The following is a 25,127-nucleotide window of genomic DNA, read 5'->3' as shown; positions in this document are numbered from 1 at the left end:
AGTGAAAGCGCGTGTGTTTTGCTGGATGATCGCCATGGCCGGGACGGCGCTGACGCCCCTCACCGCCACCGTGGCGCAGGCCGAGGATGGCTATGATCTGTGGTTGCGCTATGCGCCCGCCGATTCCGCCCGCACGCCCGTACTGGCGACCCATGCCACCGCCATCATGGCCCCCGGCAACAGCCCGACGCTGACCATCGCCACCGATGAACTGCGGCGCGCGATCGCCGGCATGACCGGCCATTCGCCCGCCCTGTCCGCTACGCTGCAACAGGGCGCGTTGTGGCTTGCCACCCCCGCCTCTACCCCTTCCCTGCCGGTAAAGACCGAAGGCCTCGGCAGCGAAGGCTATGCGATTCGTTCGGTCAGCGTGGATGGAAAGGCGGTGACACTGATCGCCGCAAACAGCGACGTCGGCCTGCTGCATGGCGCCTATCACTGGCTGCGCCTGGCCCAGAGCGGCGAGAGCCTTGACAATCTCGACATTCGCAGCGCGCCCAAGATCGGCCTGCGCCTGCTCAACCATTGGGATAACCTCAATGGCACGGTGGAACGCGGCTATGCCGGGCAGTCGATCTGGGACTGGTGGCGGCTGCCCGACTGGAAGGGGCCACGCTATACCGACTATGCGCGCGCCAATGCGTCCATCGGCATCAACGGCACCGTCCTCAACAATGTGAATGCCAAGGCGGACAGCCTGACCGCGCGCTATATCGAAAAGGCGGCGGCGCTGGCGGACATATTCCGCCCCTATGGCATCAAGGTCTATCTGTCGGTGAAATGGACCGCGCCGATGGAACTGGATGGCCTCAAGACCGCCGATCCGCTCGATCCACAGGTCGCGGCGTGGTGGAAAGCGAAGGCTGACGAGATCTACAAAGCGATTCCCGATTTCGGCGGCTTTCTGGTGAAAGCCAATAGCGAAGGCCAGCCGGGACCGCAGGATTACAACCGCACCCATGCCGACGGCGCGAACATGCTGGCCGCAGCGGTGAAGCCCCATAACGGCATCGTGATGTGGCGCGCCTTCGTCTACGCCCATGACAATCCCGACGACCGCGCGAAGCAGGCCTATACCGATTTCCAACCGCTGGACGGAAAGTTCGCCGACAATGTCATCGTACAGGTCAAGAATGGCGCGATCGATTTCCAGCCGCGCGAGCCCTTCCACCCCCTCTTCGGTGCGATGCCCAAGACGCCGTTGATGATGGAGTTCCAGATCACCAAGGAATATCTGGGCCAGTCGACGCATCTGACCTATCTCGGCCCGCTATTCGAGGAAACGCTGGACGCCGACACCTATGCCAAAGGCAAGGGATCGACGGTGGCCAAGGTGATCGACGGATCGCTGGAGGGGCATAAGCTGACCGGCATTGCGGGCGTCGCCAATATCGGCGTCGATCGCGACTGGAGCGGGTCGATCTTCAATCAGGCGGACTGGTATGCTTTTGGTCGCCTCGCCTGGGACACCAGCCTGTCGGCGGACGGAATCGCGCGCGAATGGGCGGCGATGACCTTCTCCCCCGACCAGAAGGTCGTGGCCCCGGTCGTGAAGATGATGATGGGATCGCGCGAGGCGGCGGTCGATTATATGACGCCGCTGGGCCTCGCCCATGTCATGGACACCGGCCACCATTATGGTCCCGGTCCATGGGTATCGGAACTGGCGCGCCCCGAATGGAACCCGGTCTATTATCACAAGGCCGATGCGAACGGCATCGGGTTCGACCGGACGAAAAGCGGCAGCGACGCCGTCGCCCAATATGCGCCGCCCGTGGCGAAAATGTGGGCGAATGTGAAGACCACGCCTGAACGCGACCTGCTCTGGTTCCATCATGTGCCATGGGATTATCGCCTGAAATCGGGTGATAATCTGTGGGATGGTCTCGTCCATCATTATGACCGGGGCGTCGCCTATGTAGCGGACATGCAGACGCGCTGGGCATCGCTCAAACCCTATGTCGATGCGGAACGCTTTGCGGAAACGGAAGCCTTCCTGACCATCCAGCACAGGGAGGCCCAATGGTGGCGGGATGCCAGCATTGCCTATTTCCAGTCGGTGTCCAAACGCCCCCTGCCCGCCGGATCGGCCGCGCCCGCGCATGACCTGAACTGGTACAGGGCTCTGAAATTCCCCTATGCACCGGGCCATAATTGATTTTTCACTTTAATTACGGTGGTTGATGTCGCTACCATTTCGGCAGCGACATCAATCCAGCGAAAGCCGCCCCCTTTTGAGCGACAGCCGATCATCCCGCCGCCAGCGTAATGCGCCCACCATCAACGATGTCGCCGCCCATGCCGGCGTGTCGCCCATGACGGTGTCCCGCGTCATCAACGGCGAACAGGTGGTGCGCACCGCGACACGGGAAAAGGTGGAGGCGGCGATCGCCGCGCTCAATTACGCCCCCAGCGCCGCCGCGCGGACTTTGGCGGGCGGGGAAGAAACGCGGATCGGGCTGCTCTATTCCAACCCTTCCTCCTCCTACCTTTCCGAATTTCTGGTCGGCAGCCTGGATCAGGCCAGCCGGTCGAGCGTCGATCTGGTCGTCGAAAAGTGGGATGAGGAAACATCGATCGCATCGGTCGTCGCCCATCTGAAACGCGGGCGGATCGACGGGGTCATCCTGCCGCCGCCGCTCTGCGATCTGGACGACATGGTCGCGGCGCTGGACGATGCGGGCATTCCCGCCGTGGCGGTCGCCACCGGGCGAGCACCGTCGGACCTGTCCGCCGTCAGCATCGACGATCGCGATGCCGCCTATGAAATGACCCGGCACCTGATCGCGCTCGGCCATACGCGAATCGGCTTCATCAGGGGCAACCCCAATCAAAGCGCCAGCGAACGTCGTTTCGACGGCTATGTCACAGCGCTGACCGAAGCGGGCATCGCGGTGCAGGACGATCTGATCGCGCAGGGATATTTCACCTACCGGTCCGGTCTGGACGCGGCGGAACATATATTGGCGCTGGCAGAACCGCCCACGGCCATATTCGCCAGCAATGACGACATGGCCGCCGCGACCGTTGCCATCGCACATCGCAGCGGGCTGGACGTGCCCGGCGACCTGACCGTCTGCGGTTTCGACGATACGTCACTCGCGACCACGATCTGGCCCGAACTCACCACCATCCGTCAGCCGATCAGCGCGATGGCGCGCGCGGCGGTGGAGGTACTGGTGCGGCAACTCAAGAGCCGCCGGGATCGCGGCGCGGACCGGGCCGAACATCTGGTGCTCGACCATGCGCTGATCCGGCGACAGTCCGATGCCGCGCCCAGAGTGCGCCCAAGGATCGACGGGCGATAATATTCCGTGCTCCTGCAAAAGCAGGAGCCTGAGGCAATAGATCCGCCCAGCGCCCCTGTGCTCCCGCTTTCACAGAAGCACAGGGTCAGGTGACGGCTTACGCTTCGCCGAAGACCCGTTTGAAGATCGTGTCGACCTGCGCGAAATGATAATCGAGGTCGAACTTTTCCTCGATGTCCTGCGCGGACAGCGCCTTGGCGACATCTTCGTCGGCCTTGAGCAATTCCATCAGCGACAGCTGACCGTCCGATTCCCACACCTTCATGGCGTTACGCTGGACGTAGCGATAGCTGTCCTCGCGGCTGACTCCCGCCTGCGTCAGCGCCAGCAGAACGCGCTGCGAGTGGACCAAACCGCCCATCTTGTCGAGATTCTTCATCATCCGCTCAGGGTAGACGAGCAGCTTGTCGATCACGCCGGTCAGGCGACCCAGCGCGAAGTCGAGCGTGATGGTCGCATCGGGGCCAATATAGCGTTCGACCGAAGAGTGCGAAATATCGCGCTCATGCCACAGCGCCACATTTTCCATCGCGGGGATGGTCGCGCTGCGCACCATACGGGCAAGACCGGTCAGATTTTCGGTCAGCACCGGGTTGCGCTTGTGCGGCATGGCCGACGAACCCTTCTGACCGGGCGAGAAATATTCCTCCGCTTCCAGCACTTCGGTGCGCTGAAGATGGCGGACCTCCACGGCAAGGCGCTCGATGGACGACGCGATCACGCCCAGCGTGGCGAAGAACATGGCGTGACGATCGCGCGGGATGACCTGCGTCGATACCGGTTCGATGGCCAGGCCCAGCTTGTCCGCGACATGGTCCTCGACGCGCGGGTCGATATTGGCGAAGGTGCCGACCGCGCCGGAAATGGCGCAGGTGGCGATTTCGGCACGGGCCGCGATCAGGCGCGTCCTGCAACGGCTGAATTCGGCATAGGCCTCGGCCATCTTGAGGCCGAAGGTGACAGGTTCGGCGTGGATGCCATGGCTGCGGCCGATGGTCGGCGTCAGCTTATGTTCGAAGGCGCGGCGCTTGATCACCTCCAGCAGCTTGTCCAGATCGTCGATCAGGATGTCGGCGGCGCGGGCCAGCTGTACGGCAAGGCACGTGTCCAGAACGTCGGAAGACGTCATGCCCTGATGCATGAAGCGGGCTTCGTCGCCCACCTGTTCGGCGACCCAGGTCAGGAAAGCGATGACGTCATGCTTGGTAACCGCTTCGATCGCATCAATCGCGGGCACGTCGATGGCGGGGTTCGTCGCCCACCAGTCCCACAACGCCTTGGCGGCGGACGGAGGCACGACGCCCAGTTCGCCCAGTTTTTCGGTCGCATGCGCTTCGATTTCGAACCAGATTTTGAAGCGGGCTTCGGGTTCCCAGAGGGCAGTCATTTGCGGGCGGGCGTAGCGTGGGACCATGGCGCGAATCCTGTGACGGCTGGAGTGGTGTAGGAATTTCCCGCGCGCCTAGCAGCGTCTCCCCCGATGATCAAATTCGCAGCGGTCGCGTGACGTCGATCCAGCAACAGGTCGGCAAAACCGACGAAGCGACCATATTTTCAGGATGAATGTCGGCTACGGATACAATCGACAGGAACATTGGCCAGTCCCTGTTCATTATTTGACCATCATTTTAAGGCCAAGCGACAGATGTCGTTTCGACATATGTGAAGGTAACAGGAAATTGCCATGGTCCGCACATTATTACTCACCACCGCGCTGGCGATAGCTGCGCCCGCCATGGCGCAACAGGCGCCGGATCAGGGCGCCATGCCCACCGCACCCCAGCCGGCAACGTCAACGGCTCCGCAAAGCGCAACCCCTGCCGCCCCGCAGGCGGCGACCCCTGCAACCCCCGCTAATACGGCCGGATCGGTTGCTGCGATCGTCGACAGTGAATTTCCGGCTTACGACGCCAATGGCGACGGCCAGCTGGATCAGGCGGAATTCACCCGCTGGATGGTGGCGCTAAAATCGCAGGAAATGAAGGCGACCGGGTCCACCCTGCCCGCCGATCAGGTTTCGGCATGGGCCAATGGCGCGTTTACGACCGCCGACAAGGACAAGAGCATTTCGATCAGCAAGCCCGAATTGGTGGCCTATCTGACCGGCGGCGCTGCATAATAAGGAATAACCGTCCCCTTCCCGTCACGAAGGATGGGGAGAAAAGAGCCTGAAGGGCGCACCGAAGGCGGCATGGACTTAGAGCCATGCCGCCTCTTTTTATTTGCGAATGATCGACGGGCGACTGCCCGCAGCAGGGTTTGGACTCGCTGGCGCGAGAAATAATGTCACAGGCTGTCCGGAAACGGGCGCTCCTGCGTGTTTCCGGATTCGGCTCTCAGCCCTTTTTGCGGCTGTAGAGAAGTGCGGCGACGATCGCGGCCGATCCAATGCCGACGGCCGCGCCCGCCCAGACGCCCTTGCCCGCAGATCGGATCGCGGCGGTGGCCAGATCGACCTTGCTCTTGTCCTTTTCCGGTTCGGCGGCGGGGGTTGCGGGGCTGGCGACATTGGCGCCGGTGACCGGCGCGTCTTTTTCGATATTGCTCATGGTCCTGTGGAATATGCCCCAAAGCGGGCCGGAGGAAAAGAGGTGGAACGTTCGTTCACGACGCTCCGCGCATTTTGTCGGCCCCCTATTGACTTCAACGCCGGATCAATGTTGGTAGCGCTATCAATGAACAACCATCGCTTTAGGAGTTGATGATGCCGGGGACATTTTCCTTGCTCGATTCCCTGCCTGCGGACTGGCGGGAAGGCCTGTTCCTGGGCCGTGTCCAGACCGCTGCCGGTCCCAGCCCGATCATGGTGGCCAATGGCGTCGCCTATGACATGAGCCGCGTCGCGCCAACCGTGGCGCAGCTGGTCGAACTGCTGCCCGTCGCCGCCGATGCGGGCGAAGAACTGGGGCCGCTCGACACGCTCGACCTGCCCTTGCTCAGCCCCGTCGACCTGCAATGCGTCAAGGCCTGTGGTGTCACCTTCGCCGTCTCCGCACTGGAACGCGTGATCGAGGAACGGGCGCGCGGCGACGCTGGCGCCGCCGCCGCCATTCGCGGCCGTCTGGAACAGCGCGTGGGCGGTTCGATCCGCGCCGTGGTGCCCGGCACCGATGAAGCCGCCGCGCTGAAAGCCGCGCTGATCGAAGACGGCCTGTGGTCGCAATATCTGGAAGTCGCGATCGGCCCGGACGCGGAAGTCTTCACCAAATCGCCGGTACTGTCGACCGTGGGCGTGGGCGCGGACATCGGCATCCGGTCCGATTCCACCTGGAACAATCCCGAACCCGAAGTCGTGCTGATCGCCAACGCGGCAGGCGAAGCCGTCGGCGCGACGCTGGGCAACGACGTCAACCTGCGCGATTTCGAGGGGCGCTTCGCCCTGCTGCTGGGCAAGGCAAAGGACAATAATGCCTCCTGCTCGCTCGGCCCGCTCATCCGCCTGTTCGATGGCGGCTACACAATCGATGATGTACGCAATGCCGAAATCGACCTGACGATCGATGGCCCGGAAGGCTATCGACTGGAAGGCCATAGCAGCATGAACCAGATCAGCCGCGATCCGCTCGATCTGGTGCGCCAGACGCTGTCGGAACATCAATATCCCGACGGTTTCGCCCTGTTCCTGGGTACGCTGTTCGCCCCCGTGCAGGATCGTGACGATCCGGGTCGCGGCTTCACGCACAAGGTCGGCGACGTCGTCACCATCTCCACGCCGCGCCTTGGCAAGCTGGTCAACACCGTCGTCACCTCGAAGGACGCGGCGCCATGGACCTTTGGCCTCACCGCAATGATGACCAACCTCGCCACGCGCGGGCTTCTGACCGCACAGGAAAAGGAAACCGCATGAGCGGCGCCATCTACCCCAGTCTGAAGGGCAAGCGGGTTTTCATCAGCGGCGGCGGCAGCGGCATCGGCGAAGGACTTGTCGAAGCCTTTGTGGCGCAGGGCGCGCAAGTCGCATTCTGCGACATCGCCGTGGAGGCAAGCCAGGCGCTGGTCGCCCGCCTGTCCGTCGATGCGGCCTTTGCCCCCGCCTTCCATGCGGTGGACCTGCGTGACATCGACGCGGTTCAGGCGATGATGGCGAAGGTCGAATCCGACCTCGGCGGCATCGACATCCTGATCAACAACGCCGCCAATGACGATCGCCACACGGTGGAAGAAGTCACGCCCGCCTATTGGGAAGAGCGGATGGCGGTGAACCTGCGCCATCTGTTCTTCGCGGCGCAGGCCGTGGTTCCGGCCATGAAGCGCGCGGGCGGCGGCGTGATCCTGAACTTCGGTTCGATCAGCTGGCACCTCGCCCTGCCCGATCTGGTCCTGTACCAGACGTCAAAGGCCGCCATCGAAGGCCTGACCCGCAGCCTCGCCCGCGATCTTGGCCGCGACAATATCCGCGTCAACACCATCATTCCGGGCAATGTGAAGACGTTGCGTCAGGAAAAATGGTACACGCCCGAAGGCGAAGCGGAAATCGTCGCGGCGCAATGCCTGGACGGTCGCATCCTGCCGGTGGACGTCGCCGCGCTCGCCATGTTCCTGGCGTCGGACGATGCACGCTATTGCACCGCGCATGATTATTTCATCGACGCAGGCTGGCGCTGATCATGGCCATGCAGCCGCAAAGCGTCCTGTCCGTGGGCGCAACGCTGGGCGAAGGGCCAGTCTGGGTGGCACGCGACGCCGCTTTGTGGTTCGTGGACATCAAGGATCATCGCATCCACCGCTATGATCCGGCGCTGGGTGTCGACAAGAGCTGGGCCGCGCCGGGACAGGTGGGCTGGATATTGCCCACCATCGATGGGCTGTTCGCCGTCGGCCTGCAATCGGGCGTACATCGTTTCGATCCCGCGCAAGGCAGCTTCACGCTGATCCATGCACCCGAAACGCATATGCCCGGTAATCGGCAGAATGACGCCTGCGTCGCGCCCGACGGCGCGTTATGGTTCGGATCGATGGATGATGCGGAGGAAGTGGACAGCGGCCATTTCTACCGTTTCCACAAGGGTGAATGCGTGGAAAGCGGCCTGCCCGCCGTATCCATCACCAACGGCCCGGCCATTTCGCCCGACGGACGTATCCTCTATCATACTGATACGCTGGGCAAGCGCATCTGGCGCACCGACCTCAACGATGACGGCAGCGTCGGCAACACGCGCATCTTCGCCCGGATCGAGGACGGCGCAGGCTATCCCGACGGGCCGACCGTGGACGCTGAAGGGTGCCTGTGGACCGGCCTGTTCGGCGGATGGGCGGTGCGCCGGTACGACCCGGACGGCGCTCTGATGCGTGAAATCCGTTTCCCCGTCGCCAATATCACCAAGATCGCTTTTGGCGGCGAAGACCTTAAAACCGCCTATGCGACGACGGCGCGCAAGGGACTGGACATGACAGCGTTGACAGAACAGCCACTGGCAGGCGATCTGTTCGCCTTCGACCCCGGCGTCGCTGGACTGCCGGGCCATGTCGCGCAAATATAAAGATCAGGAAGGACACAAGCAGGATGAACGAGGGGAGCGCGGAAAGGGTCAATATGGCCTTTATCGCCGCGATCGTGGCCGTGGCGACGATCGGCGGGTTCATGTTCGGCTATGACAGCGGCGTCATCAACGGCACGCAAAAGGGGCTGGAAAGCGCCTTCGACCTTGGGAAACTCGGCATCGGCATCAATGTCGGCGCGATTCTGGTGGGTTCGTCGATCGGTGCATTCGGTGCCGGTCGCATGGCCGACCTGATCGGACGGCGCGGCGTGATGATGGCCGCCGCGATCCTGTTTCTGGTCAGCGCGCTGCTGGCGGGGGCCGCCGGTTCATCCGCCATCTTCATCGTCGCCCGCATCATCGGCGGTCTCGGCGTCGGCGCGGCGAGCGTGATTTCGCCTGTCTATATTTCCGAAGTGACGCCCGCCAATGTGCGCGGTCGCCTGTCGTCGGTGCAGCAGGTGATGATCATTTCGGGCCTCACCGGCGCGTTCGTCGCCAATTTCGTACTGGCCCGCTATGCCGGTGGCTCCACTGCGCCGCTGTGGCTCGACTTCCCCGCGTGGCGCTGGATGTTCTGGTTGCAGGCGATCCCGGCGGCCATCTATTTCCTCGCCCTGCTCGTCATTCCCGAAAGCCCCCGCTACCTCGTCGCGCGCGGGCAGGACGAACGCGCCCACGCCGTGCTGACCCGCCTGTTCGGCGCGGACGCCGCCACGCGCAAAGTCGCTGAAATCCGCGCCAGCCTGGCCGCCGATCATCATCGCCCGAAACTCAGCGACCTGATCAACAAGACCACCGGCAAGATCCGCCCGATCGTGTGGACCGGCATCGGCCTTGCCGTGTTCCAGCAGCTGGTCGGCATCAACGTCGTCTTCTATTATGGCGCGACGCTATGGGAAGCCGTCGGCTTTTCGGAAGATAACGCGCTTCAGATCAACATCCTGTCGGGCGTGCTGTCGATCGGCGCGTGCCTTGGCACCATCGCACTGGTGGACAAGATCGGCCGCAAGCCATTGCTGCTGATCGGGTCGGCAGGCATGGCGGTCACGCTGGCCATCGTCGCCTACGCCTTTTCCACCGCCGTTACCGGCGCGAACGGCGCGGTCACCCTGCCGGGCCATAACGGCCTGATGGCGCTGATCGCCGCGAACCTCTATGTGATCTTCTTCAACCTCAGCTGGGGTCCGATCATGTGGGTCATGCTGGGCGAAATGTTCCCGAACCAGATCCGGGGATCGGGTCTGGCCGTCGCCGGCTTTGCCCAGTGGATCGCCAACGCGGCCATCTCCGTCAGCTTCCCGGCGCTCGCCGTGTCGCCGGGGCTGGTCGTGACCTATACCGGCTATGCCTTCTTCGCGCTGGTCAGCTTCTTCTTCGTCCGTGCCATGGTGCATGAAACCAAGGGCCGCGAACTGGAAGACATGGTCGGCTGATCATGGGACAGCTGGACAAGCATGTTGTCACCCTGCGGGCGGGAGGGCTGGAAGCGGCCCTGTCGCCCGCAGTCGGCGGATCGCTGCTGCGGCTGTCGCTGGACAACACGGACCTGATGCGCTGCGCGCCTGATGGTTCAGACGACCCGCTCGATATGGCCAGCTTCCCGCTGGTGCCCTATGCCAATCGCATCGCGGACGGCCGCTTCATGTTCGACGGGCAGGATCATCAGCTGCCGCTCAATTTCGGCGACCATCCGCACAGCATTCACGGCTTTGGCTGGCAGACGGCATGGACGGCGAGTGAGACAGATGACAGCACGGCTTTGCTGGTGCATCGGCATGACGGGGATGCGGGCTGGCCATGGGCCTATCGCGCCGAACAACATGTCGCGCTGACGCCTTGGCAACTGTCCATCTCGCTGTCCGTGACGAATATCGGCGATGCACCGATGCCCGTCGGATTGGGATTTCATCCCTATTTTCTGATGGACGAAGCCACCACGGTCCACTTCGATGCCGACGGTCTGTGGCTGTCTACGCCGGACATGCTGCCTGCGATCCATGCCCCGGCCGACAGGCTGGGTAACTGGTCCATCGCCACGCCGGTTGCGGGTGACAGTCTGATCGACAATGCCTTTACTGGATGGAATGGCATTGCGACGGTGCGACGCGGCGACGCCGTGCGGCTGACGCTGACAGCGAGCGATGCCCCCTATCTGCATTTCTATCGCCCGCCCGGCAGCGGCTTTTTCTGTCTGGAACCGGTCAGCCACATGCCCGATGCGATCAATCGCGGCGGCATGCCGGTTGTGTCGCCCGGACAGTCGACGCGGCTGTCCATGATCATTGCTGTCGATAAGGACGATCAGACGCTTCCGAAATCCGCTTCGATCGCCTAAGCTGCCCTGAACCGGCAGCAAGGGATTTCAAGCCTATGCAATTTTTACGGACAGCATTCTGGGTCGTCATCGCCGTGGGCCTCGCCTTTTTCTGCATGGCGAACTACGTCCCCGTGACCGTGCGGCTGTGGGGCGACATGGTGATGGAAACCAAGCTGCCCGTATTGCTGATCGGCGCATTTCTGCTGGGGGCCCTGCCTTTCTGGGTGATGGCGCGGGCCACCCGCTGGCGGTTGCGCCGTCGCCTCGACAGCACCGAACGCGCGCTGGTTGCTGCAACCGCCGCCGTAGCGCCGCCCCCTGCTCCCGCTTTTTCGGATGCGCCAGTCGTTGTCACGACGCCTGACGCCCCCGCCCCTCTCAGCCATCCTACAGGACCGCAATGACCAGCCCCATCTACGTCGCCATCGACACTCCAGATCTGACCAAGGCGCAGGGTCTGGCCGGTCAGGTCAAGCATCATGTCGGCGGGTTGAAGCTGGGCCTCGAATTTTTCTGCGCCAACGGGCATCATGGCGTGCATGAAATGATGAAGTTCGGCCTGCCGATCTTCCTCGACCTCAAACTGCACGACATTCCCAATACCGTGGCAAAGGCGGTGCAGGCGCTGCACATGCTGGAGCCGGCCGTGCTGACCGTCCACGCGGCGGGCGGGCGGGCCATGCTGGAGGATGCCAAGGCTGCTGCCGGCATCAATACCAAAGTCGTCGCCGTTACCGTGCTGACCAGCCTGGACGATAGCGACCTGATCGACATCGGCGTCGGCGGCAAGGCCGAAGATCAGGTCCGTCGTCTCGCCGATCTGGCGCAAAGCGCGGGACTGGACGGCATCGTCTGTTCGGGGGCAGAGGTCGCCATCGCCAAGGCGGCGTGGAATGGCGGTTATTTCGTCGTGCCGGGTGTGCGCCCGACCGGCGGTGCGATGGGCGATCAGAAACGCGCGGTGACGCCGCGCGAAGCGCTGGACCGGGGTGCGTCGATGCTCGTCATCGGTCGGCCGATCACGCAGGCCGACAATCCGGACATGGCGGCGCGGGACATCGAATCGACACTGTAATGGGTATTTCCAACCTGTGGTTCATAGCGCTGCTGGGCGTGGCGCTTTACTGCATCGTGCAGGCCGTGCGCGACATCCGGGCCAAAAATTATATCTGGAGCGTGATCGCCGCGATCGCGGGGGTGCTGATTCTGGCGATGCCGGTGCAGACCACGGCGGTAAAGATCGATTTGCCACGATCCCGCTGACCGCCAGCGAACGGCCGACTGAAAATCAGTTGCTTGCAGCGTCTTCTCCGTGGAAGAAATGCTGGATGACGTTTTGCGCCAGGCGCGCCGGGCGCAGCGTGCTGGCATTGACGCAGCACCAGCTGGACTTGACCTCCGCCAGCACCTCTTCACCCCGGCGGATGATCGTTTCATAGAAGGCCCGCGCACCCTGCACCTTTTCCAGCAGGACGGTGGCGATCACGTCATCGTCCAGGAAAGTGGGTTTGCGATAGGTGATCTCATGCTTCAGCGCGACCCACAAATGCTCGGCAACCGCCTCTGCCGGGGCCAACGCGCGCCAGTGGTCCAGCACCGCTTCCTGCACCCATTTCAGGTAACTGGCATTATTGACATGACCCATGAAGTCGATGTCGGCCGGATCGATGCCGATCGGGAAGCAGTGGGGAATCGCGTTACTCACAATGATGTCAATAACAGGCCTGCAGGAATGCTGATAGAGGGAGTGGAGGCCAGACGCGAAAAAGGGGCCGATCCACAGGACCGGCCCCTTCTCCCCCGGACCGACGCAATTAGGCGCATGGCCCGATCCCTCTGAACCGGGTCATGCTCCAAATGCCTTTCGTCTAATGTTTTAGAAGCGCCAGCCAACGCTGCCGACCACCTGATGCCGGTCGGTGTCGATGCCAAATTCGCTGCTGGCCGAACCATCGGCGAAGTTGATGTGCGCATCTTCATATTTGGAATAGCGATATTCGATCTTGGCGAAGGTATTGGCGTTGATTGCCCGTTCCACGCCCGCACCAATGCGCCAGCCATCCAGCTTGAACGCCTCATCCGTGCTTTCATTGGTGTTGCCGGCCAGCACGTTCAGCTTCGTATTGGTGTAGCCGCCCTTCACATAGACCAAAGTCGCCGGATCGGCCAGAATACCAGCGCGCGCGCCGACATACAGGTCGCGGCCCTGCTTCACCCGGCCAAAGCCGAACTGATCGCTATAGTCGCGGCGACTGCTCTTGGACGTCGAATTGGTCCATTCGCCCTCCACACCAACGACCGCGCTGCCAAGGTTCACATCATAACCCGCCCCGACACCATAGAGCAGACCATCGATATTCTGGTCACCGGTGCCATTGTCGACATCGCTGCCCGCGCCCGTGCGGTCATAGCCAAGAATGCCTTCGACCCGTGGGCCGGTGAAGGTCGGGCCTACATCCTGCGCCATAACAGGGGTTGCGAGGGTTACGGCGATCGGGGCGCCAGCCAGAAGGGTTGCGACCATCAACTTACGCATAAACTTAACTCCGTGTATCATCTCATTACCCTCTTACGGGGGTGAGCGCTCAAGGACGAAGCAGCCCTGTTGGTTTCATGAACGTCAGATAAACGACTGATAATGTGCCATTAATGTCACGGAACAACCTCCACTCAACCCGCCGCCGTTCCAATTAGGCGACGAAGCGACGGAACCCTTGTTCAGCATTCGACGACGTTAACGGCCAGACCGCCGAGCGATGTTTCCTTGTAACGGCTGGCCATATCCTCGCCCGTCTGACGCATGGTTTCGATGACCGCGTCCAGACTGACGATATGTCGCCCGTCGCCCTGCAACGCCAGATAGGCGGCGTTGATCGCCTTTACCGCACCCATGGTGTTGCGTTCGATACAGGGTATCTGGACGAGGCCACCAATGGGGTCGCAGGTAAGGCCCAGATTATGTTCCATGCCGATTTCGGCGGCATTTTCGATCTGGCTGTTGGTACCGCCCAGCACGGCCGCCAGCCCCGCCGCCGCCATGGAGCAGGCAACGCCGACTTCACCCTGACAGCCCATTTCCGCGGCGGAAATGGACGCGCGCTTCTTGTAGAGAAAGCCCATGGCCGCCGTCGTCAACAGGAACCGGCGTTCGCCCTCCCGATCCGCTCCGGGCACGAAACGGCGATAATAATGCAGCACGGCCGGGATGACGCCCGCCGCGCCGTTGGTGGGCGCGGTGACCACCCGGCCGCCCGCCGCATTTTCCTCATTCACCGCCAGCGCGAACAGGCTGACCCATTCGAATATCTGCGCAGGGCCAAGCGCGTCCTTCTGAAGGCGCAGCCGCTGATGGATGGCGCGGGCGCGACGACGAACTTTCAGCCCGCCGGGCAGCAAGCCTTCCTGCTCCAGCCCCCGGTCGATGGAAGCGGACATGGCGTCGATCACCTTGTCCAGAAAGGCTTCGGTTTCCCCTTGGCTACGCCATGCGCCTTCGTTGCGCAGCACCAGCGTGGCGATGGAAAGACCGCTCGCTTCCCCCTGCGCCAGCATTTCCGCGCCGGACGAGAAGGGATAGGGCTGAACGACATTATGGCCTAGCGGCGTATCGTCGTCGACCGGCACCACGCCGGGCAGCACCGCCCCGCCGCCGATGGAATAATAGTCGCGCACGATCGGCTCCGCGGGTCCGTCGATCCAGGCGGTAAAGCGCATGCCGTTGCTATGCGCCTCCAGAAATTCGCCCATGCGGAATAGCAGGTCGCGTTCTTCCTCGAACGGCAGCCAGTGATCGGCGGCACTGCCCGCGCGAATGCGGCGATCGGTGCGGATCGCTTCCAATATCGTGGGGATGGCGTCGGGATCGACGCTTTCGGGGCGGTATCCCGACAGGCCCAGCAATATGGCGCTATCGGTTGCATGGCCGCGCCCCGTCAGCGCCAGCGATCCGAACAATTCGCTCTGCACCCGCACCGGAATGGCGGGCAGCGTGTCCATGAACATCAGCGCGGCGCGCATCGGCCCTACGGTATGGGAACTGGACGGGCCGATGCCGATGGTGAACAGGTCCATCACGCTGATGGCGGTGGCGGCGTCTATCGCGCTCTTCTTCACGTCAATAATCCCTGGAAACACGTATGTTGGCGCTTTGGCGGCCGAGCGTGGAAATGGCGGCGAGCAAGGACAGCCATCGCGTGACCTGATATTCCATGCGCGTGGCGCTATAGCCCTGCCCGTCGGTGATCAGTTCGACATAGGTCTTGCGCGTCAGATATTTGCCCGCCGCGATCGACGTCCCCTGCCCCTGCGTCGGATCGGCGGCGATGATGCGCAGCCGGTCCAGCCCTGCCGCCTTACGCACCGCATTGATCGGGTCAAGCCCCCCGCTGCCCTGAAGCGATCCGACGGCGGAGGCCAGTTGAAGCGCTTCGGGCGCGGACAGGTTGGTGATCGACGTGCCGAACAGGATGCGCGACAGCAATTCATCCTGCGGCATGGCGGGCACGCTGGTGAAGGTGATGTCGGGTTTCAGGCCCGTGCCGCCGACATGGATCGTGGCGCTGAGGTCGCGGACGTCAGCCTCCGCACTGATGTCCAGCGTCGGGTTCACCGGCGTGCGGCCATCAAACTGGATATTGCCTTCGCGCAGTTCGAAACGGCGTCCGGCAAATTCATAACCGCCGCGCACCAGCTGCGCCCGGCCGGCGATGGCGGGATTGGTCACGGTGCCGCGGATGTCGAGGTCCGCGCGCCATTCGCTGTCGAGGCCAAGCCCCGTGACGGTCAGGCGATTGCGCGCGCGCGCCTTGATCGCCAGCGCCCATGGCACATTCGTGCGTGGCCGCTCGATCTCATCACCGCGCCGGTTGATTTCCACGACCTTGAGTTCCGGGATTTCCGCCACCGCCGCCGCGCGGCCCATGGTGAAACGACTGCGGTTCAGGACCAGATCGCCGCCAATCGTTCCGCCGACGCCATCCGACCGCAGGGTGATGGGACCGGTGACCGTCGCGGCAATATCATCCCGGTCGAGCAGCGCGGCATTATCCGCCTGCAGGTTCAGGTCCATCCCGACCCCGGCGATCCCGTTGAAGGTAAAGCGACCGGTGCCGTTCACGCTGCCGCCATTCTGCGCGGTGGCGGCAAAGCTGGAGATGACGAGCTGCGCACCGGAAAAGCGGCCCCGCGCCTTGACGCCTTTCAGCCGCATGCCGGTGACAGCGCTGTTGATCGCGGCATTGTCGGTCGCGAATGTGCCGGTGATGACCGGCTGGCCCAGCGTGCCGCGCATGTCGGCCGACACCCCGACCATCCCCGCGATGTCCACTATCTCCACGCCCGTCAGGCGCCACAGCGTGTCCGCCGTCCCGTTGAAACGCAACTGGCCAAAGAAGGGCGCGCTGTTGAGCCGCGTCACCAGTCCCCCCTCGCTGCCCAGCGGGTTGAGCAGCGCCTGCGCCTGACCGATGGTCTTGCCATCGGCGACGAAGACCATGCGGGTGGCGAGCCGCTCCCCCGTCAGCACGGCATTGACGCCGACATCGACCGGACGGCTGCTGAGCGACAGGCCGGATCGGGACAGGCCCCGCACACGCAGTTCCGCCTTGCCACCGGGCAGGCCACCGCGCGGCTGGGTATAGCTCAACGATCCCGTCGCCATGCCGCCCAGGCCCAGATTGTCATACGCGATGTCGAGCAGCGCGAGCGGCAGTTTCTGCATGCGCGCTTCGACATGATTTTCTTCGGCGCCCAGTTCACCCGCCAGTTGCAGCGACCCGCCCGCATAGCTGATCGTCGCGGGCGACAGACGCCAGCCATTGTCGGTGCGCGTCAGCGTCGCCGCGCGGGTCAGGCGGATGGGACGCTTGTCGATAGTGCCGCTGGCGTTCAGGCGGATGCGGTCGGGTTCGACCTGCGCTTCACCCTGTAGTTCGAACAGGCGGCCGCGCTGCCCCGACAGGCTGCCGCGTATCTTGCCCTTACCATCGACCAGCTCCGCATTGGCGGCCATGCGGCCCAGCAGCACGCCGCCCACGCGCAGCCCCCGCGCCTGCGCCGTGGCATTGACGGTCGTGCCCGACGGATCGAGCAGGATCGTCCCGTCCAGCGTACCGCGACGCACCTCTATGATGGTTGGCCCTTCGAAACTGGCGTCGTTGGCGGTGAGTTTCAGCTGCACCTGTTGATTGCCGTCGACAGGGCTGAAATTGATATAGCCGGTGACCGGCCCCATGACGCTCAACTGCCCGTCCAGACCGCCACCGATCGGACGGATGTCGCCACTGGCGGTCACACCCGACACCGCCAGATTGACCACCCGCACCACCGCCTGTCCGCCCGGCGGCAACAGGATGACGCCGCGCCCGGTAAATGCGCCCAGCGTCGATCCGCCATTGGCGGTGTAGCTGTAACCGGCGGCATTGGGGATCAGCTTCGCATGCACATCACGCAGGCCCAGCGCATCCATCGGTCGCGCCAGCGTCACATCCACGGTCGGCCGCTCTATCATCCCGTCCAGCGTCAGGACGACGGGACCGTAAACCTGATGCCGCCCCTGTCCTTCCAGATGCAGCGACTGATCGCGATGGCGGATACCATGGGCGTTGAGCGTCAGCAGCGGCGATTGCAGCTGCATGTTGGTCAGCGCGAACTGGCCGTCCTTCAACAATTCCAGCCCGCTGCGCAGCGTCGGCAATCCACCGCCCAGATTGCGCAGAAATTCATTGTCCAGCCGTCGCACCCGCGCCAGCGCATTGCCTTTCAGGCCAAAGCTGCCATCGCCGCGCGGAGCGGCATTCAGTTTCGACGTCAGATCGACGACACCGAACCCACGGATGAAAAGGCCCACGATCTGGCCATCCAGCGCCGCGTCGTAACGGCCGCTGGCCAGGTCCGCCTTCACCAGCAGCTTGCCGCGCAACTTGTCGGATCGCAGCTGCATCGGGTTGCTGGCGATTTTCTGTCCATCGATCTGCAACACGCCATCCAGCTGGAAATTGCGCACGATCCCGGCGGCCAGATCGCCCTGCCCGTCCAGACTGCGCGCGCGCAGCCGCACGGGCAACAGCGCCGGGCCGCGCTGGGCCCGGCGGCCCTTGCCTTCGGCGCGGACGTCGTTGATCACCGCCTTGTCGAACATCATCTGACGGGCCGTCAGCAGATATTCGTAACCAAGGGTCGCGAACGGCCCGTCCAGCCGCACCTTCGCCGCCACATCACGGCCGCGCATCGTCTTCACCAGCGCTTCGGGCCGGGCGAGCTTCACATCGACCCGCATATTGTCCAGCGCATTGTTGCGCAGGTCGATCGCCCCGTCGGCGGCAATGTCCAGCGCGGCGGACCGCAGCGATACCGTGCCGTCGATTACCCGGTCGACCATGCTGCCGTCGGCCGCGACCTCCAGCCGGGGCGCGGCGATCCGGCGCAGCAGGCCATTGCCCGCAATCGCATCCCCCTCCACCGATCCGCGCGCGGAATAGGCGCCGCTGCGCGCGGCCAGCATGAAATCGGCGACGGGCGCGGCGTCCAGCGTGGCGGACAGGCGGCCATCCCACCGGCTCCAGCTGCCCTTGCCCCCGATGCGCAGGTTCGCGTCCTGTTTCAGCCCTGCCATCGTCGCCAGCACGCCCGCCTTTGGCGCATTGACGGTCACGTCCAGAGCGAAACGATCATTATCCGGCCGACTGTCGAGAGCGATGGTCAGCGCGTCGCTGCCATCCAGAGTGCGGGCCGACAGGTCGATGATGGCCCGGCCGCCGCGAATGTCGGCATCCCCCAACATGGTCGCGCGCTGGGCACGGCCGGTGACGGCGGGCGCAATGTCCAGCTGACCCACGGAAAATTGCATCAGGCGAATGTCGAAACCGGGCAGGATCGGTCCGGTCCGCTGGGTCGGATTGAGCTTGGGCAGTTTGTGCAGGGTCGCGCGGGGGATGACCAGCCGATCGATGTCGAGCCGGTTGGACAGCCAGGCGAAGGGCCACCAGTCGAGTTCGACACGGGGCGCCTCCAGAAATTTGCCCTTCGGATCGGACAGGGTCAGGTTGCGCAACACCGCCTTGCGATAAATGCTGCCGTCGATGCCGCTGACATGGATGCGCAGGCCCGATGGCGATTTGATCGCCGCGATCCGGCTGGCGAGAAACCGATGTCCGCCGCTGGTGTCGAGCCAGGCGAGCGCGGCAGCCACGATCAGCAGGATCGTCGCCAGCAGCCCGGCGATCCAGCGCTGCCATCGTCCATCCCATGCACGGCGACGGGGCGCTGGTGCTGGGGGCACGGGAGGCGCTGCGTCCTGCGCCATCAGAATGCCTGACCCAGCGACACATATACCGCGATCTTGGGGTCGCCCGACTGCGGGTTGAGCGGCGTGCCGACATCGACGCGGATCGGCCCGAAATTGCTGTAATAGCGCACGCCCATGCCCGCACCGATGCGCAGATCGCGGAAACGCGGCAGAAAACTGGTGGAGATGTTGCCCGCGTCGACAAAGGGCACGACCCCGAAATTGCCGAAGCGGATGCGGCTTTCCAGCGAAAATTCGGCCAGGCTCTTCCCGCCGACCGGGTCATCATCCTCGCCATAGCGCGGACCGATCGCCTGATAGCCATAGCCGCGCACCGACGCGCCACCCCCGGCATAGAAGCGGCGGGATGGCGCGATCCGGTCCGTGGTCGATCCGAAGATGGTGCCGAACCGCGCGCGCGCCGCCACGACCACGCGGTCGCCCATCGGCTGATAGACGCTGCCGTCCACCTGCACCTTGGCATAGCCGAAGGTGCTGTTCTGGAACGACAGTTCAGGGCTGAACCGCCCGCCCAGCCGGAACCCCTTCGTCGGGTTCAACAGGTCGTCGCTGCCGTCATAGGTGAGGCTGAGCGGCACCGCCGCGATCAGGAAGGTGCGGCGTGCGCCTTCCGAAAAGGCGTCCGCTTCATCCGACGCCACCAGTTCCGCGCCGACGCGCCATACCCAGTTCTTCTGGAACAGGATGTTCGTCTGTCGTTCCAGCCCGCCCGCGACGGTGATGGTGCGCGCGTCATAGGCATCCCGGCGGATATTGCTGATCGACAGCAGGCCGGTCAGCACATTGTCGCGGCGATGGAAATTGTTGCGGCGATAGGTGGCCGACGCGGTCTGTTCCTGCGTACCGATCACCCCGCGCAGCGTCACCGCGCCTTCGGGCGGCAACAGGTTGCGATGTTGCCAGCTGACTTCGGCGCGATAGCCCTCGCCCGTGCCATAACCCAGTTCGCCCGCAATGGTACGCAGCGGCGCCGGGCGCATCACGACGTCCAGATCGACATGCTCCCCATCGCCCGTTTCGACCGGTTTCAGGCTGACGGAGGACACAAGGCCGGTGGCGACGATGGCGCGCCGCAGATCCTCGACATCGGACGCCATATAAGTGTCGCCGGGGTCGAAGCGCGCGATTTCCTGCACATGATGCGCGTCGAACAGGCGCGTATCGTCCATGCGGATAGACCCGAATCGCCGAAAACCGCCGGGCGTCACGATGATGTCCAGATCGCCCTTGCGTTCTTCATGGTCGATCCGCACTTCGGGTTCGTCCACGCGGGCAAAGGGAAAACCGCTTTCGGCAAGCTTCGTCGTCAGCGCGTCGCGTCCGGCCAGTATCGCGTCCGCATCGACCGGGTCGCCGGCCTTGGGCGGGAATGCGGCGCGCAGTTGCGCTTCCTGCCCGGCCGTTTCGACCAGCCCCGTCACGTCGACCGATTCCAGCAGATATTGCGTGCCGGGAACGATGGTGAAATTGACGGACAGCCGATCGCTGCCGGGCGGTGGCGGGGCAACTGCGCTGCGGATACGCGCGGCATAATAGCCCTTCGCCCGCAGCAGTCGATCGAGCAGTTCGCCATCTTCCTTCATGCGGCGATTGATCTGGGCAAGGTTGGCGGGCTTGCCCTGCCCCTGCCGCAGCACCGACAATTCATCGAAGCGAAGCGTGAACTGCGCGTCGGCTATCGCGTCGATGCCGTTCAACTGCACGGTATAGCGGCGTTCCTCGCTCGCGTCGGAGAAGCTGGTGGGTGCGTCGATCGGATCGGCCTCGTCGGCCGACTGCGCGGTCGCTGCCGCGTCGGCATCCTGATCGGCGGATGGCGTCGCGTCTGCCGGTGCAGCTGTCCGGGCCTGATCTTCTGCAGGCACATCCCCCGCCGGACTTTCGGGCAAAGGCGCAATGCTGTCTGGCTGGCCCATGTCCGGCCAGTCGACGCCGATGTCGGGCATGGCGTCCAGCGTCGCGGTGGGTGCCTGTCCTGCCTCTTCGATGGCAGGCGGCGGCGCATCCTGAGCCCGCGCCGCGCAGGGCACGGCCAGCAGCAACGGCGCAACGAAGAGCCGGGCGGCATGCGGGCAGCCTGAAGAGCGGCGTGGGGTCCGCAAACCATCGGTCATAGAGGCCGGTCTAGAGCATTTCGACGTCATCTGGAACAGATGACGGCTCTCAAAATGCGATAAACAGAAGACACTTAGAGCATGATCCGATCGAAGCTGACAGGATCATGCTTTAAACCAGATAGGGGCGGACATGCCAGCCCCGGAAACGGTCGTTCGCCGCCAAAACCACCCCAACATCAAAATGCGGTGTTCAGCCGGTCCAGCAACGCCCGTGCTGGGCTGGCAACGGCGGCGGCCGTGGCGCTGCCCATCGCGTCCAACCGGTCCTGCAACCGGGCCACCCGGCCATATAATTCCTGGCTGGCGTCGATCAGGGCGCGGGCGGCGAAGGGGAAGCTTGCCGACAGGTCCGCATCCGTTTCCGACGCGCGGCCCAGCCGATATTTGTCGTCAGCCATGTCGATCCGGTCGATTTCACCGCGCTGCCACGCCCGCTGGCTCAATAGCCAGGCGATAATATGCATCAGCCGCGTCGTAACCTTCAGCGATTCGCAGGCAAAGGCCACGCGGCGCAGCGGATCGTCGATCCCGTCGTCCAGCGACGCGCTGCCATCGAAATAGGTGCGCGCTTCATCCGCCATGACCATGGCTTCCAGATAAAGACCATCCACCAGCCGACGATGGAGGCCCGGATCAAGAAACGCGGGATTTTGCATCCGTCATTGCTGCCATATTTTCGCGCGCCTGTCAGGCCCGTTGCCCATGTCCTGCCGCCTTTTGTCCCATTTGGGATCGGTTATCGCGGCGTTAACCGAAAAATATATTCAGGCGATGATGTCGGGGACCAGCGCGTCTTCCAGCATCGACATTTCGTCGCGCAGGCGCAGCTTGCGCTTCTTTAACCGCGCGATCTGCATCTGGTCGCCGCCGCCGCTGTCCACCAGCGCGGCGATCGCGCTGTCCAGATCGCGATGCTCCACCCGCAGCAACTCCAGTCGACGCATCATGTCTTCCCGGCTCACCGCGCCCCTTCCCTTCGCCTCATCAACCAAGCGGTCCTTCTGATAGCGCGCCGCAGCGATACGGACCATCGCAATTTTTCACGCAGCCCGCCGCAAAGCGCGAATCCCCGCGCGACAAGGCATGCGAATCATGATCTACTTGTTTGTCCATCACCCTCGTAAGGAGAATGTCATGGAAAATAGCCACATTTCAGCTCTTTCAGCCAAGCATGCCGGTCTTGATGCGCGAATCAAGGCCGAATCGAGTCGGCCCATGCCCGACGCCATTCTGGTGGCATCGCTCAAGAAGCAGAAATTGCGGTTGAAGGAAGAGATGGCGGCTCAGCACTGACAGCTGTCGCAGCTTCCGGGAGGAGGTCGGAACATGGCGGCGAAGACCGCCTGTCCGGCCCTTCCCGACTACCGCCAAACCCATCGACATCTCTTCGGCCGTCGCCCTGATTACGGGACAGGATCGCAGCTCACGCCACAGGCACCGCCCCATGAAGGCGTGCCATTCCAACGGCCGACAATCTGAACTATGGCGCCCGCCACTATGCTGACGATAGCCATTAGGATATGCAGGTCAGCATCGGCAGGCAAATACAGCCTGCACCTGGCGTAAGTTCATGTGTATCATTTGCCTTCGCAGTCGGCTGACGCAGCTATAGTAGAACGCTATCAGCGCCGCCGCTTTGCGCCCAGCGAGGGACTACGCAGATAATCGGGCACGCCGCCCTGCAACGGACCATTGCCACTGACGGGTTTGCGCGCCAGCTGGGGGTCGATCGCCTCATCAAAGGCAAGGCCGATCTTGTCGTCGCGCGACCAAGCAATCGTGCCGCTCACCTGGCCGACGCCGCGCAGATCGCAGATCACCTGAATGCCCGAAGGCACGGCGCGTTCGCAATCGGCCATCAGGCCGGTCGCGGACAAATTACGGATGCGGGCCTTGCCCAGTTGCGCGCCATCGGGGGTGCTGAGCGTCGTCAACAGGAACAGGCTGTCGCGCGGCGCGGTCCGCGCCGGACCACGGCCGGAAATATCCTGTTCGTCATTCATGCAACGGACCCATGATTACAATGAAGGCAATGCCGATATTCTAACCATGGGTGATGGAAAAACCGTTAATCGTCGCGCGAAATCTTTTCCTGACGCTCATGCCGTTCCTGCGCTTCGACCGTCATGGTGGCGATCGGGCGAGCTTCCAGGCGGCCCAGCGAAATCGGTTCGCCGGTCACTTCACAATAGCCATATTCGCCGTCGTCGATGCGACGCAGCGCAGCGTCGATCTTCGAAATCAGCTTGCGCTGACGGTCGCGGGTGCGCAGTTCGATCGACCAGTCTGTTTCGCTGGACGCCCGATCGTTCAGATCGGGTTCGCGCAGCGGTTCATTCTGCAGCACGGCCAGCGTGCCTTCCGCTTCTGCCAGTATCTGTTTCTTCCAGTCCCACAGGCGCTGGCGGAAATATTCCTGCTGGAACGGGTTCATGAACTCTTCGTCCGAAGACGGCCGGTAATCGGCAGGAAGCGTTACAGTCGATTTGGGCGGCTTAACGCCGTCTTTATCGGAATTCAGCACCGATGCCATCTGGCTCTCCGACTCGTATAGGGTCCGGCGTTTGAACGATCCGGGCGCCCAAATATTGATTGTGCCCGCCTCATAGACACCGGCGCAGGACGATACAAGCGGGCAATCCACGCTTTGGGACGCTCCATCCCTCATTTTTTCCTGAGTCTGACAGCACTTGTCATCGTTGCCCATGAATCGACGCCGGCCGCCCGCCGGGCGACGGCATAATTCAGACCTGCCTCATCGGCCGTTTCATAGTGGGACGTTAACCATTATCTTTCAGCAAACAGTAGCTTTTCCTGCTTCCGCAAGCAGATATTAAGGGTTAACGGGATTGCAGTTAACCCTTTCTTTTGCGTTCATGCGCATAGGAAGTTCCCGTCAGTCCGCCTCAGGAGAGTACCGCAGCGGACGGGGGTAACGAAAGAAGAGTAGATCCTATGTCGGTTCGGATGGCTTTGGCGAAATTGTGCGCCTGCACGTGCGGCGGCGCGATCATTGGCGGTGGTGCCGTCCATGTCGCGGAAAATGCGCGCCCTGCGGTGGTCCACAGCTATAAGAGCACCAAGGCCGCGCCCAAGAAGCGCCTGGCCGTTCGCACCGTTAAGCGCAAGGTGGTCAAGACCGTGAAGACGGTCAGCGCGCCCCAGGTCGTGACCGTCACGACGCAGGCCGCGCCCATCCCCCTGCCCGCCCCCATGCCACGGGCTGAAATGCCGATGATGTCGGGCGGCGGCGGTGCCGTGCCGGTCGTGATGGGCGGCGGTGGCTTTGGCGGCTTTGGCGGCGGCTTCATGGGGGGTTTCTTCGGCGGCGGTGGCGGTGGCGGCGGTTCCGTCGTGATTTCTTCCACCAGCAGTTCGACCGGCGGCATCAGCAGCTCGACCAGCTCGACCACGGGCGGCGTGTCGACCTCGACCGGCGGCGTTTCGACATCGACGGGTGGCGTGTCGACATCTTCGGGCAACGTTTCCACCTCGTCCGGCAACGTTTCCACATCGTCGGGCAATGTGTCGACCTCTTCGGGCGTCAGCTCCAGCTCATCTTCCTCGTCCAGCTCCAGCTCCTCGTCGTCCAGCTCC

The 25,127-nt window shown here is 63.4% G+C and carries 24 protein-coding genes; 13 read left to right on the top strand and 11 right to left on the bottom strand.

All coding sequences use genetic code 11. The annotated features are described in order from the left end of the window. Positions 1-25: 25 nt before the first annotated feature. Together ACOJSJ_RS06055 and ACOJSJ_RS06050 are read left to right on the top strand one after the other, a co-directional pair. Positions 26-2,158 carry an alpha-glucuronidase family glycosyl hydrolase gene (locus ACOJSJ_RS06055; protein WP_420144094.1) on the top strand — a complete coding sequence of 711 codons (2,133 nt, stop codon included), beginning with the start codon at positions 26-28 and terminating at the stop codon, positions 2,156-2,158. 76 nt (positions 2,159-2,234) lie between these two features. Next, the gene (locus tag ACOJSJ_RS06050; protein WP_420144087.1) at positions 2,235-3,308 is read left to right on the top strand and encodes a LacI family DNA-binding transcriptional regulator; all 1,074 of its coding nucleotides are present in this window, start codon (positions 2,235-2,237) and stop codon (positions 3,306-3,308) included. A 97-nt stretch (positions 3,309-3,405) separates the two neighbouring features. Here ACOJSJ_RS06050 and purB read toward each other — a convergent pair whose 3' ends face one another. Further along, on the bottom strand, positions 3,406-4,722 hold the full coding sequence (gene purB, locus ACOJSJ_RS06045; protein WP_420144086.1) for an adenylosuccinate lyase: 1,317 nt from the start codon (positions 4,720-4,722) through the stop codon (positions 3,406-3,408). Positions 4,723-4,992: 270 nt separating this feature from the next. On the opposite strand from purB, the gene ACOJSJ_RS06040 reads away from it, so the two are divergent. Then, the gene (locus tag ACOJSJ_RS06040; RefSeq protein ID WP_420144085.1) at positions 4,993-5,427 is read left to right on the top strand and encodes an EF-hand domain-containing protein; all 435 of its coding nucleotides are present in this window, start codon (positions 4,993-4,995) and stop codon (positions 5,425-5,427) included. A gap of 217 nt (positions 5,428-5,644) precedes the next feature. On the opposite strand, the gene ACOJSJ_RS06035 is transcribed toward ACOJSJ_RS06040, so the two are convergent. After that, a complete protein-coding gene (locus ACOJSJ_RS06035) occupies positions 5,645-5,857 on the bottom strand; it encodes a hypothetical protein (protein ID WP_420144084.1) in 213 nt (70 codons plus the stop codon). 152 nt (positions 5,858-6,009) lie between these two features. Between ACOJSJ_RS06035 and ACOJSJ_RS06030 the strand changes: the two genes are divergently transcribed. The 8 genes from ACOJSJ_RS06030 to ACOJSJ_RS05995 are packed head-to-tail and all read left to right on the top strand — an operon-like array spanning position 6,010 to position 12,371. After that, complete coding sequence (locus ACOJSJ_RS06030; RefSeq protein WP_420144083.1) at positions 6,010-7,155, top strand: fumarylacetoacetate hydrolase family protein; 1,146 nt, start codon at positions 6,010-6,012, stop codon at positions 7,153-7,155. After that, the gene (locus tag ACOJSJ_RS06025; RefSeq protein ID WP_420144082.1) at positions 7,152-7,913 is read left to right on the top strand and encodes an SDR family NAD(P)-dependent oxidoreductase; all 762 of its coding nucleotides are present in this window, start codon (positions 7,152-7,154) and stop codon (positions 7,911-7,913) included. The genes ACOJSJ_RS06030 and ACOJSJ_RS06025 overlap by 4 nt, the downstream gene beginning before the upstream one ends. 2 nt (positions 7,914-7,915) lie before the next feature. Next, entirely contained in the window at positions 7,916-8,788 is an 873-nt protein-coding gene (locus ACOJSJ_RS06020; RefSeq protein ID WP_420144081.1) for an SMP-30/gluconolactonase/LRE family protein, read from the top strand. 23 nt (positions 8,789-8,811) lie between these two features. Further along, the gene (locus ACOJSJ_RS06015) at positions 8,812-10,224 is read left to right on the top strand and encodes a sugar porter family MFS transporter (RefSeq protein WP_420144080.1); all 1,413 of its coding nucleotides are present in this window, start codon (positions 8,812-8,814) and stop codon (positions 10,222-10,224) included. A 2-nt stretch (positions 10,225-10,226) separates the two neighbouring features. Next, positions 10,227-11,126 carry an aldose 1-epimerase gene (locus tag ACOJSJ_RS06010; protein ID WP_420144079.1) on the top strand — a complete coding sequence of 300 codons (900 nt, stop codon included), beginning with the start codon at positions 10,227-10,229 and terminating at the stop codon, positions 11,124-11,126. Positions 11,127-11,161: 35 nt separating this feature from the next. Continuing rightward, positions 11,162-11,512, top strand: a complete 351-nt coding sequence (locus ACOJSJ_RS06005; RefSeq protein WP_420144078.1) for a lipopolysaccharide assembly protein LapA domain-containing protein — start codon at positions 11,162-11,164, stop codon at positions 11,510-11,512. Beyond that, on the top strand, positions 11,509-12,183 hold the full coding sequence (gene pyrF, locus ACOJSJ_RS06000) for an orotidine-5'-phosphate decarboxylase (protein ID WP_420144077.1): 675 nt from the start codon (positions 11,509-11,511) through the stop codon (positions 12,181-12,183). Before ACOJSJ_RS06005 ends, pyrF begins: the two co-directional genes overlap by 4 nt. Next, a complete protein-coding gene (locus ACOJSJ_RS05995; protein ID WP_420144076.1) occupies positions 12,183-12,371 on the top strand; it encodes a hypothetical protein in 189 nt (62 codons plus the stop codon). Before pyrF ends, ACOJSJ_RS05995 begins: the two co-directional genes overlap by 1 nt. 25 nt (positions 12,372-12,396) lie before the next feature. Here ACOJSJ_RS05995 and ACOJSJ_RS05990 read toward each other — a convergent pair whose 3' ends face one another. The 7 genes from ACOJSJ_RS05990 to ACOJSJ_RS05960 all read right to left on the bottom strand — a co-directional run bounded on the left by ACOJSJ_RS05990 (position 12,397) and on the right by ACOJSJ_RS05960 (position 22,474). After that, positions 12,397-12,813: an acyl-CoA thioesterase gene (locus ACOJSJ_RS05990; protein WP_420144075.1), complete on the bottom strand. Its 417-nt coding sequence runs from the start codon at positions 12,811-12,813 to the stop codon at positions 12,397-12,399. 171 nt (positions 12,814-12,984) lie between these two features. Beyond that, positions 12,985-13,644 (bottom strand): outer membrane protein, encoded by a 660-nt coding sequence (locus ACOJSJ_RS05985; protein WP_420144074.1) that lies wholly within the window; start codon positions 13,642-13,644, stop codon positions 12,985-12,987. Positions 13,645-13,826: 182 nt separating this feature from the next. Next, complete coding sequence (locus ACOJSJ_RS05980) at positions 13,827-15,221, bottom strand: L-serine ammonia-lyase (RefSeq protein ID WP_420144073.1); 1,395 nt, start codon at positions 15,219-15,221, stop codon at positions 13,827-13,829. A gap of 1 nt (position 15,222) precedes the next feature. Then, a complete protein-coding gene (locus ACOJSJ_RS05975; protein WP_420144072.1) occupies positions 15,223-19,410 on the bottom strand; it encodes a translocation/assembly module TamB domain-containing protein in 4,188 nt (1,395 codons plus the stop codon). Continuing rightward, a complete protein-coding gene (locus tag ACOJSJ_RS05970; RefSeq protein ID WP_420144071.1) occupies positions 19,410-21,527 on the bottom strand; it encodes a BamA/TamA family outer membrane protein in 2,118 nt (705 codons plus the stop codon). The genes ACOJSJ_RS05975 and ACOJSJ_RS05970 overlap by 1 nt, the downstream gene beginning before the upstream one ends. A 179-nt stretch (positions 21,528-21,706) precedes the next feature. Continuing rightward, positions 21,707-22,186: a DUF1465 family protein gene (locus tag ACOJSJ_RS05965; protein ID WP_420144070.1), complete on the bottom strand. Its 480-nt coding sequence runs from the start codon at positions 22,184-22,186 to the stop codon at positions 21,707-21,709. Between the two features lie 108 nt (positions 22,187-22,294). After that, positions 22,295-22,474: a YdcH family protein gene (locus tag ACOJSJ_RS05960; protein WP_420144093.1), complete on the bottom strand. Its 180-nt coding sequence runs from the start codon at positions 22,472-22,474 to the stop codon at positions 22,295-22,297. Between the two features lie 190 nt (positions 22,475-22,664). Here ACOJSJ_RS05960 and ACOJSJ_RS05955 point away from each other — a divergent pair, with 190 nt between their 5' ends. Further along, on the top strand, positions 22,665-22,823 hold the full coding sequence (locus ACOJSJ_RS05955) for a YdcH family protein (RefSeq protein WP_380797687.1): 159 nt from the start codon (positions 22,665-22,667) through the stop codon (positions 22,821-22,823). 329 nt (positions 22,824-23,152) lie between these two features. On the opposite strand, the gene ACOJSJ_RS05950 is transcribed toward ACOJSJ_RS05955, so the two are convergent. After that, a complete protein-coding gene (locus ACOJSJ_RS05950; RefSeq protein WP_420144069.1) occupies positions 23,153-23,533 on the bottom strand; it encodes a PilZ domain-containing protein in 381 nt (126 codons plus the stop codon). A 65-nt stretch (positions 23,534-23,598) separates the two neighbouring features. Then, complete coding sequence (dksA, locus tag ACOJSJ_RS05945) at positions 23,599-24,063, bottom strand: RNA polymerase-binding protein DksA (RefSeq protein WP_420144068.1); 465 nt, start codon at positions 24,061-24,063, stop codon at positions 23,599-23,601. A gap of 422 nt (positions 24,064-24,485) precedes the next feature. On the opposite strand from dksA, the gene ACOJSJ_RS05940 reads away from it, so the two are divergent. Beyond that, the coding region (locus tag ACOJSJ_RS05940) for a PEP-CTERM sorting domain-containing protein (RefSeq protein ID WP_420144067.1) at positions 24,486-25,127 on the top strand (642 nt) is incomplete at its 3' end.

Origin of the sequence: Sphingobium sp. (genome assembly GCF_048594625.1) — a bacterium.
Classification (GTDB): Bacteria; Pseudomonadota; Alphaproteobacteria; order Sphingomonadales; family Sphingomonadaceae; genus Sphingobium.
Note: the sequence above shows the minus strand (reverse complement) of the source record. Positions and strands in the feature narration are given on the sequence as shown.